This is a genomic window from Pectobacterium nicotianae, from assembly GCF_023272715.1.
GTDB classification, from domain to species: domain Bacteria; phylum Pseudomonadota; class Gammaproteobacteria; order Enterobacterales; family Enterobacteriaceae; genus Pectobacterium; species Pectobacterium brasiliense.
The window spans coordinates 1-16140 of sequence record NZ_CP096821.1 but is presented as its reverse complement, the minus strand read 5'-3'; the positions used below and the strand labels follow the sequence as shown (position 1 = coordinate 16140).

13 protein-coding genes are annotated in these 16140 nt (G+C 53.3%); 3 read left to right on the top strand and 10 right to left on the bottom strand.

What is annotated here, in order from left to right; all coding sequences use genetic code 11:
• Positions 1-108 precede the first annotated feature (108 nt).
• The 5 genes from yidA to MYB54_RS00045 form a co-directional block, all read right to left on the bottom strand.
• Positions 109-924, bottom strand: coding sequence for a sugar-phosphatase (gene yidA, locus MYB54_RS00065; RefSeq protein WP_010281188.1), 816 nt, complete (start codon positions 922-924; stop codon positions 109-111).
• A gap of 293 nt (positions 925-1217) precedes the next feature.
• Positions 1218-2660, bottom strand: a complete 1443-nt coding sequence (locus tag MYB54_RS00060) for a 6-phospho-beta-glucosidase (RefSeq protein WP_248721359.1) — start codon at positions 2658-2660, stop codon at positions 1218-1220.
• A 33-nt stretch (positions 2661-2693) separates the two neighbouring features.
• Complete coding sequence (locus tag MYB54_RS00055; RefSeq protein ID WP_104213074.1) at positions 2694-3035, bottom strand: PTS lactose/cellobiose transporter subunit IIA; 342 nt, start codon at positions 3033-3035, stop codon at positions 2694-2696.
• Positions 3025-4338 (bottom strand): PTS sugar transporter subunit IIC, encoded by a 1314-nt coding sequence (locus MYB54_RS00050; RefSeq protein ID WP_248721358.1) that lies wholly within the window; start codon positions 4336-4338, stop codon positions 3025-3027. Before MYB54_RS00050 ends, MYB54_RS00055 begins: the two co-directional genes overlap by 11 nt.
• Before the next feature lie 16 nt (positions 4339-4354).
• Positions 4355-4660, bottom strand: coding sequence for a PTS sugar transporter subunit IIB (locus MYB54_RS00045; RefSeq protein WP_014917120.1), 306 nt, complete (start codon positions 4658-4660; stop codon positions 4355-4357).
• Between the two features lie 211 nt (positions 4661-4871).
• On the opposite strand from MYB54_RS00045, the gene MYB54_RS00040 reads away from it, so the two are divergent.
• Together MYB54_RS00040 and MYB54_RS00035 are read left to right on the top strand one after the other, a co-directional pair.
• Positions 4872-5885 carry a LacI family DNA-binding transcriptional regulator gene (locus MYB54_RS00040; protein ID WP_248721993.1) on the top strand — a complete coding sequence of 338 codons (1014 nt, stop codon included), beginning with the start codon at positions 4872-4874 and terminating at the stop codon, positions 5883-5885.
• A gap of 265 nt (positions 5886-6150) precedes the next feature.
• A complete protein-coding gene (locus MYB54_RS00035; protein ID WP_039281399.1) occupies positions 6151-8154 on the top strand; it encodes a methyl-accepting chemotaxis protein in 2004 nt (667 codons plus the stop codon).
• Positions 8155-8203: 49 nt separating this feature from the next.
• Here MYB54_RS00035 and MYB54_RS00030 read toward each other — a convergent pair whose 3' ends face one another.
• Positions 8204-8572 (bottom strand): GFA family protein, encoded by a 369-nt coding sequence (locus tag MYB54_RS00030; RefSeq protein WP_248721357.1) that lies wholly within the window; start codon positions 8570-8572, stop codon positions 8204-8206.
• 164 nt (positions 8573-8736) lie between these two features.
• On the opposite strand from MYB54_RS00030, the gene MYB54_RS00025 reads away from it, so the two are divergent.
• Entirely contained in the window at positions 8737-9927 is a 1191-nt protein-coding gene (locus tag MYB54_RS00025; protein ID WP_014917124.1) for an MFS transporter, read from the top strand.
• Positions 9928-10066: 139 nt separating this feature from the next.
• Here MYB54_RS00025 and gyrB read toward each other — a convergent pair whose 3' ends face one another.
• The 4 genes from gyrB to dnaA are packed head-to-tail and all read right to left on the bottom strand — an operon-like array spanning position 10067 to position 16140.
• Positions 10067-12484: a DNA topoisomerase (ATP-hydrolyzing) subunit B gene (gene gyrB, locus MYB54_RS00020; protein WP_014917125.1), complete on the bottom strand. Its 2418-nt coding sequence runs from the start codon at positions 12482-12484 to the stop codon at positions 10067-10069.
• A gap of 18 nt (positions 12485-12502) precedes the next feature.
• Positions 12503-13588, bottom strand: coding sequence for a DNA replication/repair protein RecF (gene recF, locus MYB54_RS00015; protein ID WP_014917126.1), 1086 nt, complete (start codon positions 13586-13588; stop codon positions 12503-12505).
• Between the two features lie 49 nt (positions 13589-13637).
• The gene (dnaN, locus tag MYB54_RS00010) at positions 13638-14738 is read right to left on the bottom strand and encodes a DNA polymerase III subunit beta (RefSeq protein WP_005976672.1); all 1101 of its coding nucleotides are present in this window, start codon (positions 14736-14738) and stop codon (positions 13638-13640) included.
• A 4-nt stretch (positions 14739-14742) separates the two neighbouring features.
• Positions 14743-16140: a chromosomal replication initiator protein DnaA gene (gene dnaA / locus MYB54_RS00005; RefSeq protein ID WP_010281224.1), complete on the bottom strand. Its 1398-nt coding sequence runs from the start codon at positions 16138-16140 to the stop codon at positions 14743-14745.

Sequence of the window (16140 nt, the reverse complement as noted above, 5' to 3'; positions counted from 1 at the left end):
TTGAATAATGACTGCTGGGGAATGGATTTATAAAAAATAAATATCAGAGTTATTATTTAAAATAAAAATAGCCATCATTGATGGCTATTCCAATTTATATCGCTCTAATCAGGCATTCAGCACAAATTTCTCGATCGCATAAGCGACGCCGTCTTCCATGTTGGTTTTGGTGACGAACTGGCTGGCTTCTTTCACTTCGTCGATGGCATTGCCCATCGCGACGCCGATGCCCGCATAGCGAATCATCGCCAGATCGTTCTGCTGGTCGCCCAGCGTCATGACGCTTTCACGTGGAATGCCGAGGTGCTCCGCCAGCATCTTCACGCCTTCACCTTTGTTGACGCGTTTATCCAGAATTTCCAGATAGTATTCGGCGCTCTTCATGATGGTGTAGCGTTCAAAGGCTTCCGGTGGCAGCTGGCTGATGGCGCGATCCAAGATCTCTGGCTCATCAATCATCATCACTTTCGGGAACGTCAGGCTGCGATCCATTTCCTCTACCGCACGATACTTCAACGGCATCCCGGTCAGGTGAGATTCGTGGATGGTGTAAGGGCTGATGTCTTTATTGGCGGTATAGACGAAATTGAAGTCCAACGCGTGGAAATGGACGCCCAGTTTGCAGGCCAGCGCTTCGAAATAGAGATAATCATCGAAGCTCAGCGCCGTTTGCGCCACACAGTCACCATTGACCGTACGCTGCACCAGCGCACCGTTATTGGTGATGCAGTAACAGCCTTCCTGCTGCAAATCCAGCTCCATCAGGTAGCGCTCGACACCAATGTAAGGGCGACCGGTAGCCAGCACCACCTGCACGCCTTTCTCTCTGGCAGCGGCAATCGCGGCTTTTACCGCAGGTGAAATTTGATTTTGGGGCGTCAGCAACGTCCCGTCCATATCAATAGCGATCAGTTTTACAGACATAGTTTTTCCAGCATCAAGTTATCTGTTTTCATGCTAACGCGATTCAGCGATGAAGTCGTTAGTGAAATACAGCAGGGTGACAGGCGTATGACGCGCAACGTAAAAAGCCGTGCGGTTAAGCACGGCTTAGCTCATTAACAAATCTACTTGTTGAGCGAAAACGGTGGTCATGGGATAGAAGAGTAAAGCGTCCGCGCCAGGGATGGCGCGGCTCGAGCGTACAGGGACGTATTCACCGCGTCTTTACGATCTACCCATTACCACCGCCCAACGTACTTTGTCTGCAATCACAGTTATAATTCGGCGCCGTTGCTGGCGATCACCTTCTTGTACCAGTCAAAGCTCTTTTTCTTCGAGCGCTTGAAGGTACCGGTGCCATCATCGTGTTTATCCACGTAGATGAAACCGTAGCGCTTGCTGTACTGGCCGGTGGTGAACGACACACAGTCGATGCAGCCCCACGGGGTATAACCCATCAGCTCCACGCCATCTTCCACGACGGCTTTCTTCATCTGATCGATATGCGCTTTGAGGTATTCGATGCGGTAATCATCGTTAATGCTGCCGTCGGCTTCCACCTTGTCTACCGCGCCAAAGCCGTTTTCGACGATGAACATCGGTTTCTGATAACGCTCGTAGAAGCTGTTCAGCGTATAGCGCAGACCAACCGGGTCAATCTGCCAGCCCCACTCCGATGCCTTCACATGCGGGTTCTTCACGCCGCCGTCGAAGCCCGTAATCGCATCTTCTTTTCTCTGGCCTTTTGCTGCCAACTGCACCGCGCTGCTCATGTAGTAGCTGAAGCCCAGATAGTCCGTGCAGCCTTCGCGCAGCGTCTGTTCGTCTTCCGGCTGCATATCAATCTGATAGCCTTTGCGCGCCCACTCTTTCAGGATGTAAGACGGGTAGTAACCGCGCAGCTGCACGTCGCCGAACAGGTGACGCTCACGCATCGCTTCCTGTGCAAACATCACGTCATCCGGGTGGCATGACCACGGATAGATTGGTACCAGCGCCAGCATGCAGCCAATTTTGAAGTTCGGGTTAATCTCATGACCCAGCTTCACCACTTTCGCACTGGCGACAAACTGGTGGTGCAGCGTTTGGTACATCGCCTGCTCTGGCTTGTCGTGATCGGTAAAAATCACGCCGGAACAGCAGTAGCCAAACAGCGGATACTGCCAGTTACGCTGGTTGTTAATCTCATTGAAGGTCATCCAGTATTTCACTTTGGACTGGTAACGCTTCATGACTACTTCGCTGTAGCGAACAAAGAAATCCACCACTTTACGGTTCAGCCAGCCACCGTATTGCTTAACCAGATGATGCGGCATTTCAAAGTGAGACAGCGTAATCACTGGCTCGATGTTGTATTTCAACAGCTCATCAAACAGGTCGTCATAGAATTGCAGGCCTGCTTCATTCGGCTCCAGCTCATCGCCATTGGGGAAAATACGCGTCCAGGCAATCGAGGTGCGGAAGCATTTGAAGCCCATTTCGGCGAACAGGGCAATATCCTGCTTATAGTGGGAGTAGAACTCCACCGCCTGATGGTTTGGATAACTGACACCAGGCTGTACGCCATCGGTAATCACACGGTCAACGCCGTGAGCACCGCCGGACAGGACATCACAAATGCTGACGCCTTTGCCGCCTTGATCCCAACCACCTTCAACTTGATGCGCCGCTACCGCGCCGCCCCACAGAAAGTCTTTCGGTAATTGTTGAACAGACATCTTGTTTCCTTCTTATTTCAGGTTTGCATATTATTAATTTATAAGCTGTTTCAGGGTGGAGATTTCCCGATGCAGTTGAATCAGTTCCTCCACCAGCTCACGGCATAGCATCGCGTTCATCAGGTGATCTTGCGCGTGAACCAGAATCAGGTTGACCGGGATTTTTCCGCTGCCCTCATCGGCACCAATCAGGGCCGTCTGGATTTGATGGGCTTTGCGCGCCGCTACAGAAGCCGTGTTCAGCAGTTCCTCAGCCCTGTCCCAGTCGTATTTTCTGGCGGCGCTCAGCGCTTCCATCGAGCTGGAACGCGCCTCTCCCGCATAGATAATCAGTTCCATTACTGTCGTTTCATCAAGAATGGTTTCATCGCGCATCACTCACGGCCTCCTCTGCTGTCCCCACTTCTTGTGCGACCAGCTGACGTTCATACATTTTGAAGAAGGGGTAATAGATTAAGGACGAGACGACAATCAGTACCCCCACCAGCACCACCGCACGCCAGTCCCACCCCGTAGACCAGGCTGCGCCAATCGGGCCCGGCGTTGTCCAAGGCGCAAGAGAAATGACGCGGTGCACCAAATCGGTTTTTAATGCGATATAAGCAAGGGTGGCATTCACCAGCGGTGCGATAATAAATGGAATAAACAGCAGCGGGTTCATCACGACGGGTGAACCAAAAATCACCGGTTCGTTGATGTTGAACATGCTTGGCACCACGGCCAGTTTGCCGATGGAGCGCAGGTGAGCAGAACGGCTGCGCAGATAGAGGAAGACCAGCCCCATGGTCGCTCCCGAGCCACCCACCGTAATGAAGAACTGCCAGAAGGGTTCAATGAAGATTTTGGTGATCGGTGCGCCCGTGTTAAACGCTTCCTGATTGATCCCTAAGTTAGTCAGCCAGAACGCCTGCAAAATGCCGCCGACGATAACCGCCCCGTGAATCCCGGCAAACCACAGCAGGTGGCAGAGCAGCACCGCAATCAGGATGGCGGGGAGCGAGTCAGATGCCGAGATAATCGGCGCGAAGACGGCCATAATCGCCTGCGGTAACAGCATGCCGAACTGGCTCTGCATAAACAGGCTAAGCGGGAAGAGCGTAAGGAAGATGGCAAGAATCGGGATCAGCAGATCGAAAGACTGGCGGATTTTCGGCGGCACCTGTTCCGGCAGGCGGATGCCAATATTGCGCTTCTGCAGAAAGTGCATCAGTTCCGTCGAATAGATCGCCACGATAATCGCGGTGAAAATCCCCTCGCCTCCCAGCGACCCGACCGGCAGGCTTTTGTCGATTTGCGGAGCGGCCACCACCATAAACGACATCAGCGCTAGGCTGGCCGCCATAAAACCGTTCATTTTATAGCTCTGTGCCAGGTTATAAGCGATGGCGCTGGTGATATACACCGCCATAATGCCCATCGTCATGTTATAGGGCATCATGATTTGTTCGCCGTGGCGTTCCACCATCCCCAGCCACCACTGCGCAAAAGCCCATTCACTATTCGGGCTAAAAGGTGGATGAGCAAATAACATCATAAAAGAGCCGACAATTAAAAACGGCATAGAGGCAATGAAGCCATCTTTAATTGCTACAACATGACGCTGACTAGAGAGTTTTGCCGCAATGGGGCTAATACGGTTTTCGATAACGCTGAATAATGACTCGCTTAATTTACTCATTATTCCTCCCGTTATACTAATTGATCATCGCCAGAGCATCATTGAGGACTTTTTCCCCATTCATCATGCCGTAATCGACCATATTAATGACCGCAATCGGCTTCGCTTTCTCGTCAGCTATCACCTTGAATTCAGGCAGTTTATACTTAATCTGCGGCCCCAGAAGGCAGCAATCATATTCATCAATTAGCTTATTAAACTCTTCAAAACCCACGGCTTTTATCTCAACAGCGATCGCATTTTTCTCGGCGACCTTTTCCATCCGCTGTACCAGCATGCTGGTAGACATTCCTGCTGCGCAACAGAGTAAAATCTTATTCATACTGCACCTCACCGTCCGTTTTTTTATTATTCAAGCAAGACACAAAATAATATGCAACCGGTTTCATATTGTTTTTACTATTTTTTGAAGGCGATCATAAATAGCGCAATCGGGGAATATTTTTATCCCTACACTTGTTATTGGTGATAAAAAAGGAGGATTTTTCCCTATAATGACGACATCAGGCAGTACAGGAGAACGGGAAAGTACGATGGTAACCATGCTCGATGTAGCGAAAAAAGCCGGTGTATCCAAAGCCACCGTATCACGCGTGCTGACAGGGAATAATTACGTCAGTAAAACCACGCGGGATCGGGTATTCCAGGCGATTGAAGAGATTGGCTACCGGCCCAACCTGCTGGCGCGCCAGCTCGCCACGAGCAAATCGCAAATTATTGGTTTGGTTGTGACCAACACGCTGTACAGCGGCCCCTATTTCAGCGAATTGCTGTTCCAAACGGCAACCATGACGGAGAAATACGGGCGGCAGCTTATCATGGCGGATGGCAAGCACAGCGCGGAAGAAGAGCGCGAAGCGATCCAGTTCCTGCTCGATTTACGCTGCGATGCCGTCATTATCTATCCGCGTTTTCTCTCTACGAATGAACTGGAAGAGATTATCGAACAGCACGATCAGCCGATCATGGTCGTGAACCGCACACTGCATCAGCACGGCGATAATGGCATCTGCGCCAATCACCAGCAGCACTGCCATGATGCCGTCAATTACCTGATAGCACAGGGCCACCGTGATATCGCCTTTGTCTGTGGATCGGCGAATTCCCCCACGGGTACAAGCCGACTGGCGGGCTACCGGCAGGCGCTGGAGGAAAACGGGGTTCCCTATAATGACGGGCTGGTTGCGCCAGGTGACTGGACCCATGACAGCGGCTATACGGCGGCACAAATCCTGCTTCAGCGATCTGCCACCTTCAGCGCACTCGTCGCCAGCAATGACGATATGGCGATTGGCGCGGCCAAAGCGCTACGCGAACACGGCCTCGCGATTCCGCAGGATGTCTCGCTACTGGGGTTCGATGATTTACCGATGGCATCATGGTTCTACCCGCCCCTCACTACCGTGCATGTGCCCGTCGCCGAGATGATCAGCTATACCCTTGAGAAACTGCTGTGCCGACTGGAGGGTGAAACCGTCGTGCCTGCACCTGACTTCAAGGGCGAATTGATTATCCGCGATTCCGTCAGCAAAGGTCCTGCCGCCTAATCCTCGCTCACGCAGTGAGGCACCATGCCTCACTGTTCTGTCCGTTCACAGCGATACCAATTTATACCCTCGCTGATTTGTGACATTTTCGTGAATAACCTAAAGACATATTGTTTCTCGCCGATAATTTATTTGTGACTTACATCACAAATAATGACGAGTCGCGCAAGGGAATGACCCCAAAACAGAAAGGAAGACAATCGATTGATTCTTTTATGAAAAAAAGGTGCCTACGGGCGCTTATATCCCAGGGGATATTACGCATATGTCTACAACACTGTTACCGGTTAACCACAGCAACCCATCCATTCACACCTCGCCAACCGCGTCAAAAAGAAAGCTCAGCACACGGATGCTGATGCTCCTGGCGGGCGTCACCACTATCGCACTCGGTTTTATTCTCACTATCGGCCTGCTGATTTGGCAATCCGGCCAGCAGCAAAAGACCATCGCACAGCAGTATCTTGAGCAAACGGCCTATACCAACAGTTACCTGATTCAGCAAAAACTGGATGTCGCGCTACATGCGGCACGTAATTTGGTGCAGAGCGTTGTCAGCCTGCAAGAAGCAGGTAACGCCGATCGAAAAACCGCGGAGACACTGCTGAAAAATGCACTGAAGAGCCACCCTGATTTCCTTTCGATGTCGCTGGCGTGGGAACCTGATGCGTTCGACGGCAAAGATCGGGAGTACGCGGGTCAACCCGATCAGGATCCGCAAGGTCGCTTCGTCCGCTACGTTGATCGCGACACCGCAGGCAACGTTGCTCTGCATACTCTGTTGGATTATGAAACGCCCGGCAGCGGCGATTACTATCTGCTGCCGAAGAAACTCCAGAAAGAGGTAATTCTGGAACCGTACAGCTACCCTTACAACGGCGTCGATGTTCTGCTGACCTCCATTGCCGTGCCTATCATCATCAACAACAAATTTTACGGCTCCGTCACCGCGGACTTTTCGCTGGATACGCTGCAACAGCTCACCAACAACATCAAACCCTATGAAGGCACGGGCTACGCCCAATTACTGTCCCACACCGGTGCCTACATTTCTCATCCTGACAAAGCCCGAATAACCAAGAAAATTGAAAACGACCCAACGCTGCTTGAGCATGTCACCACAGGTCAGTCTTATCAGATCGAACGTGACAATGCCGTGCTGAACACGCCAGCGTTTAACGTGTATGTGCCAGTCACCATCGGCAATACCGGTACGCCCTGGATGCTCGGCCTGTCCGCACCCGTCAATGTGGTGATGGCGGAAACGGTGCAGCAACGCAACGTGGGCCTGCTGCTTATGATACTGAGCATCGTGGTGGTTTCCGGCGTGCTGGGCATCATCTTTAACCGCAAGGTCGCACGCCCTATCGGTGGCGAACCGGCTCAGGCGGCGCAAATCGCCCTGTCCGTCGCACAAGGGGATTTAACACAGACCATTCCTGTGCAACCGAAGGATGACAGCAGTATTTTTTACGCCATGAATGCCATGCAGACGCAGTTGAGAGATATCGCCGAGCAGCTGATTAGCACCAGCGAATCTGTCAGCCACGGTGCGACGGAAATTGCGGCTGGTAATACCGATCTGGCTTCCCGTACCGAGCAACAGGCGGCAGCGCTGGAAGAAACCGCCGCCAGCATGGAACAGATTACGGCGACGGTAAAACAGAATGCGGATAACGCTCATAACGCCACAACACTGGCGCAGAATGCCGCGCAGATCGCTCAGAAAGGCGACAAGATAGTCGGTCAGGTTGTTCACATTATGAGTGAGATCGACGACAGTTCGAAGAAGATTGCCGACATTACGAGCATCATCAACGGTATCGCGTTCCAGACCAATATTCTGGCACTCAACGCGGCGGTAGAAGCCGCCAGAGCGGGCGAACAAGGGCGCGGTTTTGCCGTTGTTGCCAACGAGGTGCGCAACCTCGCCCAGCGCAGCGCCAGTGCCGTAAAAGACATCACCGCGCTGATTACAGAGTCCGCCAGCCGCGTTGATAGCGGCGTCACGCTGGTTCAGAACGCCGGTGAGACCATGCAGGAAATGCTGAGTGCCGTCACGTCGGTAAAAGACATCATGGACGAGATTGTCTCAGCATCGGATGAACAATCGCGCGGAATCAGCCAGGTGACGCAGGCAGTTCACGAGATGGACGGCGTCACCCAGCAGAACGCCGCGCTGGTTCAGGAAGCCACGGCAGCAGCCGCGTCACTGGAAGAGCAAGCCAGACAGCTCGCGCAAACGGTGCTGGTCTTTAAGCTCTCGTAATTACCCTTCTTCACCAACTCCCCCGCACAGGCCGGAAACGGCCTGTGCGTTATTCCCAGCGTGGACAGCAATCCTCGAACGAATGCGATGTTGGCTTCAGCTCTGGGCTGTTTTTCTCATCAAAATTCCCAACTGTCAGCACAATGGTCGGCTCATCATCAATCGCCCCCAGCGTGCTGCCGCAGTGCGGGCAAAAAGCCCGGCTGGAATAGTCGGACGAACGATAGCGCGCAGGCTCTCCACCCTCACCAATCCATTCAACTGCAGACCGGGGAAACTCAACCCACAGTAGCGTTGGCGCACCGGAATGCTGCTGACAGTAGGTGCAGGAACAGGCATGCGGATTGCCCGGTTCACCCGTCGCTCTGAACCGAATCTGACCACATAAACACCCACCCAAATACGATTTACTCGTCATGCCGTTCTCTCCCTATTCTGCCGAAAAGGCGGGTATCAATATTCGCCATAGATGATATAAGTAATATGCTAACCTTATGATCCATTTGCCAGGGAGTGACGCCCTGTTCCTGCGCCAGCTCTCACGATAATAAAATCTACAGACCTGTAAGCTGCAAAAACAACATGAAATTCATAAAACTACCGCTATTAGCGCAAATCTCATCAGCGCATCTGGTGAGTCATTTCCATATGATGGTACTGCCCGCGCTCATTCCGCTGCTGTCAGCCCAGCGTGATATTAGCTTTGTCGAGCTCGGGTTTGCGCTCAGCGTATTCAATATTGTCTCCGCCTGTGTGCAGACACCGATTGGTTTTATGGTGGACCGTATCGGCGCGCGCCGCACGTTAACCGCCGGGATCACACTCGGGAGCCTCTGTTTTCTCTCGCTCGGTTTTTCAGGCAGCTACGTTTGGCTGGTCGCCGCGATGGGGCTCGCTGGGGTAGCGAACGCGGTTTACCATCCGGCGGATTACGCCTTGTTGTCGCGCGGGATTGATGAGAAACGCATGGGACGTGCGTTCTCGGTGCATACGTTTTCCGGCTTTCTGGGCACGGCCATTGCGCCCGGTATTTTGCTATCCGTTGCCGCCTTTTCCGGCATCAATAGCGCATTCATCGTTTCCGGCGTCCTCGGCTTGCTAACGATACCGCTGCTTCTGACCGATCGCGATGAGCCCATCCGGGTGAAACCTGCGGCAGCAACAGGCACCCAGCCGAGCAAATCGCGCGCACCCGTTTTCACGCTGCCGATTCTGGCGCTGCTCATTCTGTTCCTGCTGCTGAATTTAAGTACGGGTTCAATCCAGAACTTCTCGGTGACGGCGTTAGTCACGGGTTACGATTTGTCGCTGTCACAGGCTAACGTGGCGCTGACCGCGTTCCTGTTCGCCAGCGCCTTTGGCGTATTGGCTGGCGGCTCACTGGCAGATAAAACTAAACGCCACGGGCTGGTCGCGACGGCGGCGTTGGCCGTCACCGCCGTGCTGGTCAGTATCGTTGCCATGTATTCTTTACCCACCGTTGTGCTCGTGCCGTTGTTGGCCGCCGCGGGCTTCCTCTCCGGCATGATCGCTCCTTCTCGGGATATGCTGGTGCGCGCCGCTTCACCACCGGGCGCGGAAGGACGAGTATTTGGGATTGTCTCCACCGGCTTCAACATTGGCGGTGCCGCAGGACCGGTGCTGTTCGGCTGGCTGCTGGATCACGGCCATCCTCACGCCATTTTCTGGTCTGCCGTTATCTTTATGCTGATCACGTCTTTCATCACCCTGCTACAGGAAATGCGCAGCGCCAAACGACGTGCATTAGCCTGATAAAAAGATATAAAAAAACGTAGGGAACGTTTTTCAACGTCGCTCGCGACGGCCCAAAGGGTGGCGGGCAGGAAGCTCGCCATAAAAAAGCCAGCTCCGCAGGGAGCTGGCTTAGATAACGATAACAACGTAGATCGAATCAGATATCGATATTCATTGCTTTCAGGGCGTTCTCTTCGATAAATGCACGGCGTGGTTCAACCGCATCGCCCATCAGCGTGGTGAACAGCTCATCGGCAGCAATGGCGTCTTTCACCGTCACGCGCAGCATGCGGCGGCTGGTCGGATCCATCGTGGTTTCCCACAGCTGATCCGGGTTCATTTCACCCAGACCTTTATAGCGCTGTACGGTCAAGCCACGGCGGGACTCTTTCACCAGCCACTCCAATGCCTGCTCAAAGCTGGCAACCGGTTGACGACGCTCACCACGTTCGATGTACGCATCTTCTTCAATCAGGCCGCGCAGTTTTTCACCCAGCTGATTCAACTTGCGGTATTCGCTACCCGCGACGAAGCCTGCACCCAGCGGATAATCGGTATCTACACCGTGCGTACGCACGCGCAGCGCCGGTTCAAATACGCTGCGCTCTTCATCATGATGAATGACAAAGCTGTATGTGCTGCCGTGAATCTCGTTTTCGTTCAGGCTGCTAACCAGCGATTCCGCCCACGCCTGTACTTTTTCACGCTCGCCTAAATCGGCTTCAGCCAACGTTGGTTGATAGATCAGGCGGTTCAAAAACGCACGCGGGAAGCGACGTTCCATGCGGCCAATCATTTTCTGTACGGCGTAATGTTCAGAAACCAGTTTCTCCAGCGGTTCACCCGCCAGCGCAGGAGCCTGTGCATTGGTGTGCAGCGTCGCGCCGTCTAGCGCCAGTGCGATCTGGTACTGGTCCATCGCTTCATCATCTTTGATGTACTGTTCCTGCTTGCCTTTTTTCACCTTGTACAGCGGCGGCTGCGCAATATACACGTGACCACGCTCAACGATTTCAGGCAGTTGACGATAGAAGAAGGTCAACAACAGGGTACGGATGTGCGAACCATCCACGTCAGCATCGGTCATGATGATGATGTTGTGGTAGCGCAGTTTGTCCGGGTTATATTCATCACGGCCAATGCCGCAGCCCAGCGCGGTGATCAGCGTCGCGACTTCCTGTGAGGAAAGCATCTTGTCAAAACGGGCTTTCTCAACGTTCAGGATTTTACCTTTCAGCGGCAGAATCGCCTGGTTCTTACGGTTACGCCCCTGCTTGGCAGAGCCGCCCGCTGAGTCCCCTTCCACCAGGTACAGTTCAGACAGCGCGGGGTCACGTTCCTGACAGTCCGCCAGTTTGCCCGGCAGGCCAGCCAGATCGAGCGCACCTTTACGACGCGTCATATCACGCGCTTTACGCGCCGCTTCACGGGCACGGGCGGCATCAATAATTTTACCGACCACGATTTTGGCATCCGATGGGTTTTCCATCAGATAATCCACCAGCTTCTCGTTCATCAGCGATTCAACCGCCGTTTTCACTTCGGAAGAAACCAGCTTGTCTTTGGTCTGCGAGGAGAATTTCGGATCCGGCACTTTCACGGAAACGACGGCAATCAGCCCTTCACGCGCATCGTCACCGGTGGCGCTGACTTTGGCTTTCTTGCTGTAGCCTTCTTTATCCATGTAGGTATTCAGCGTACGGGTCATCGCGGCACGGAAACCGGCCAGGTGCGTACCACCGTCACGCTGTGGAATGTTGTTGGTAAAGCAGTAAATGTTTTCCTGGAAACCGTCGTTCCACTGCAATGCCACTTCCACGCCGATGTCATCTTTCACCGTCGAGAAATAAAACACGTTCGGGTGAATTGGCGTCTTGTTACGGTTCAGGTAATCAACAAACGCCTTGATGCCGCCGTCATAATGGTAATGATCGGCTTTATCTTTCTCGCGCTCGTCGATCAAGCGGATGGAGACACCAGAGTTCAGGAACGACAGCTCGCGCAGACGCTTGGCCAGAATCTCATACTCGAATTCCACCACGTTGGTGAACGTCTCATGGCTCGGCCAGAAGCGCACCGTCGTACCGGTTCTGTTGGTTTCACCCGTAACAGCCAGCGGAGCCTGCGCCACGCCGTGTTTATAGGTTTGCTCGTGAAGTTTCCCGTCGCGGTGGATAACCAGTTTCAGTTTTTCCGACAGGGCGTTAACCACGGAAACCCCTACGCCGTGCAGGCCGCCAGAGACTTTATACGAGTTATCATCGAACTTACCGCCCGCGTGCAGCACGGTCATGATGACTTCAGCCGCGGAGATACCTTCTTCTTCGTGAATGCCGGTCGGAATACCACGGCCATCATCCTGCACCGATACCGAGTTATCAGCATGGATGGTGATGATAATGTCTTTACAATAGCCAGCGAGTGCTTCGTCGATAGCGTTGTCCACAACCTCGAATACCATGTGATGCAGGCCGGTACCGTCGTCCGTATCGCCGATATACATACCTGGGCGTTTACGTACCGCATCCAGCCCTTTCAATACCTTGATACTTGAGGAGTCATAAGAATTCGACATCAACGTTTCTCGCTCATTTTAGTCCTGTGATTGAACCGTTATTTTACCCTGTTCTACGCGGAACATCTTGCCCTTTTCACCAACCATGTCCTCTATCTGTTCAGCGCTGACGGCGCTAACAAAAACCTGTGCATGGGTGGCTTTTAACCGTTCGGCTAGCAAACGGCGGCGGGTACTATCCAGTTCGGAAGCAAAATCATCGATCAGATACAGACAGCGCAGTCCGTTCTGACGGGTGAGAAATTCACCCTGAGCCAGCCTCAGCGCACACATCAGCAGCTTGAGCTGACCACGGGACAGCATGTCCTCAACTGCCACACCGCTGGCGCGGATGCGGAAGTCGGCTTTATGCGGCCCCAGCGCCGTATAACCTAACATACGGTCGCGTTCGAACTGCCGTTCCAGCAGTTCTGCATACTCACTTTCTTTATCCCAGCCGCGCTGGAAAGAGAAACTGAGAGAAAATTCAGGCAAAAATTGCGTACAGGTCGTGGCGATATCATTAGCAATCGCCTCAGCGTATTGCGCACGCCATTCGCTGATACGTTCCGCCAGCGGCACCAGTTCCTGATCCCAGGCTCTAAGCTGCCCATAGTGACTCACTTGACGCAGCGCCGCATTACGCTGGCGCAACAAACGCTTCATGTTGCTCCAGGCCGCAAAAAAGCCGGGTTCATTATGGAAGCAGCCCCAGTCGAGAAAGGCGCGACGAAATTTCGGGCCGCCGTTGAGCAGGGTAAATCCTTCCGGGGTAATCAGCTGTATCGGTAGCAGTTGCGCCAGTTCCGCGACTTTATGGCCGTCGCTGCCGTCAATCCGTACCTTGCTGTCGCCCTGACGGTTTTTGCTTAACCCAACGGATCGCTCCGTTTCCGTACCATCAATACGACCATGCAGTACAAATTCTGGCTGATCGTGACGAATCACGCGCCCTGCCTGAATGCTACGAAACGCCCGCCCGTGCCCTAGCGTATAAATCGCTTCCAGCACGCTGGTTTTACCGCTGCCGTTGGCACCCACTAAAAAATTAAAGCCGGGAACCAGCGCCAGATCGGCCGCCTCGATGTTACGGAAATCTTTGATGAGAAGACGAGTAAGAGCCATGTTGCAGTTATCTTAATGATGAAAGGGCAAGTGAACTTGCCCGATAATTCTACAACCGCATTGGCATGACGACATAGGCCGCCGCCCGGCTGGCGCTATCTTCGATCTGCACGCTGGAAACGGAATCGGTCAGCAGTAAACGCACCCCTTCGCACTTCAGCGCGTTCAGCACATCCAGCACATAGCTCACGTTAAAGCCAATTTCCATCTCGGTGCCGTCGTACTGCACATCCAGAATCTCTTCCGCTTCTTCCTGCTCCGGGTTGTTAGCAGTAATTTTGAGCTGATTCTGAATCAGATGCAGACGCACACCGCGGAATTTTTCATTCGATAAAATCGCCGCACGGGAGAAGGCCTGCTTGAGCAGATCGCAACTGGCTTCCAGCGTTTTATCCGGGTTCTTCGGCAATACGCGGCGATAATCTGGGAAACGACCATCGACCAGCTTTGACGTGAAAATAAAGTCGCCGACATGTGCGCGAATATTGTTGCTGCCGATTTGCAGTTGCAGCGGCGTATCACCGCCATCCAGCAGACGCACCAACTCCATCACGCCTTTACGCGGCACGATCACCGAATGTGACGGTAAAGATTGCCCAACCGGCATGGAGCAAACCGCCAAACGGTGACCATCGGTCGCGACCGTGCGCAGCTCTTCGCCTTCGGTTTCAAATAGCATACCGTTGAGGTAGTAACGGACATCCTGATGCGCCATCGAAAACTGCGTCGCTTCGATCAAACGCTTCATCGTCGCCTGCGGCAGCGAGAATTCAACCTCGCTCTGCCAGTCGTCCAGATTAGGGAAATCCGCTGCGGGCAGCGTGGACAGCGAGAAACGGCTGCGGCCAGAGCGCACCAGCATACGATCGCCATCCAGCATAATCGTGATTTCCGCGCCTTCCGGCAACCCCCGGCAAATATCAAACAGTTTGCGAGCAGGGACGGTCGTGGCACCCGGCTCATGCGGCTGCGTCAGCGCAACCTTCGCCACCATTTCCATTTCCAGATCGGTACCGGTCAGCGACAGCGCGCCTTCCGTCACCTGAATCAGCAGGTTGCCCAGAATCGGTAAAGTCGGTCGGCCCCCCAGCGGGCTGCTGACCTGTTGTAATGGCTTTAACAGACGTTCGCGTTCAACAATAAATTTCATAGTGTTATGACGATAGAGTTCTGATTAAATTGGAAAAATCTTCTTTGATGTCGTGGCTTTCTTCACGCAGCTGCTCAATCTTGCGGCAGGCATGCAACACCGTCGTATGGTCACGCCCGCCAAAGGCATCGCCGATTTCCGGCAGGCTGTGATTCGTCAGTTCTTTCGCCAACGCCATCGCCATCTGGCGCGGACGCGCCACCGAGCGGGAACGACGTTTAGACAGCAGGTCGGCTACCTTGATTTTATAGTATTCCGCCACGGTCTTTTGAATATTGTCGATAGTAACCAGTTTTTCCTGCAACGCCAGCAGATCGCGCAGCGCTTCACGCACAAAATCAATGGTGATCGAGCGGCCGGTAAAATTGGCATTCGCGATAACGCGGTTCAATGCCCCTTCCAGCTCACGCACGTTAGAACGCAGGCGTTTGGCAATAAAGAACGCCACTTCACCAGGCAGACGGATGTCGTTTTCATCCGCTTTCTTCATCAGAATCGCCACGCGGGTTTCCAGCTCTGGCGGTTCAATCGCGACCGTTAACCCCCAACCAAAGCGGGATTTCAGGCGATCTTCCACACCGTTAATCTCTTTCGGGTAGCGGTCAGACGTCAGGATGATTTGCTGGTTGCCTTCCAGCAACGCATTAAAGGTATGAAAGAACTCTTCTTGCGAGCGCTCTTTATTAGCAAAGAATTGGATATCATCGATCAGCAGCGCATCAACAGAACGGTAGTAGCGTTTGAATTCCTCAATCGCATTGTTCTGCAACGCTTTAACCATATCCTGCACGAAACGCTCGGAGTGCATGTAAACCACTTTCGCATTGGGTTTGCGGGCAATGATGCCATTCCCCACCGCGTGCAATAAGTGCGTTTTACCTAAGCCAGTGCCGCCATACAGAAACAGCGGGTTATACGCGCCGCCGGGGTTATCAGCCACCTGACGTGCCGCTGCGCGGGCTAGCTGGTTCGATTTACCCTCAACGAAGTTATCAAACGTATGCTTGGGGTTCACATTCGAACGGTAGGTATGCTCTGCCTGTACCGGCGAGTTATCCCAACTTGGTCGTACCGGAGCCGAACGTACCGGCTGTTGCCGCGCAACGCTGACAGGATTGTGGTGCGACTGCGCAGGCTGACTGACTGCCTGAACCAATGGTTTGCTCCCCACTTCGAAACGCAGTAAAGGGGCATCCATCCCGCAGAAATCATTCAGCAGGACATTGATATTATTTAAGTATTTATCACGAACCCAATCCAGCACAAAGCGATTGGGGGCGTAGAGCGCCAGAGTGTTATCACTCAGCTCCGCCTGCAACGGGCGTATCCACATACTGAATTCTGTGGCAGGTAACTCATCCTGCAAACGGGCAAGACACTGCTGCCAAAGCGAAAGTGACAC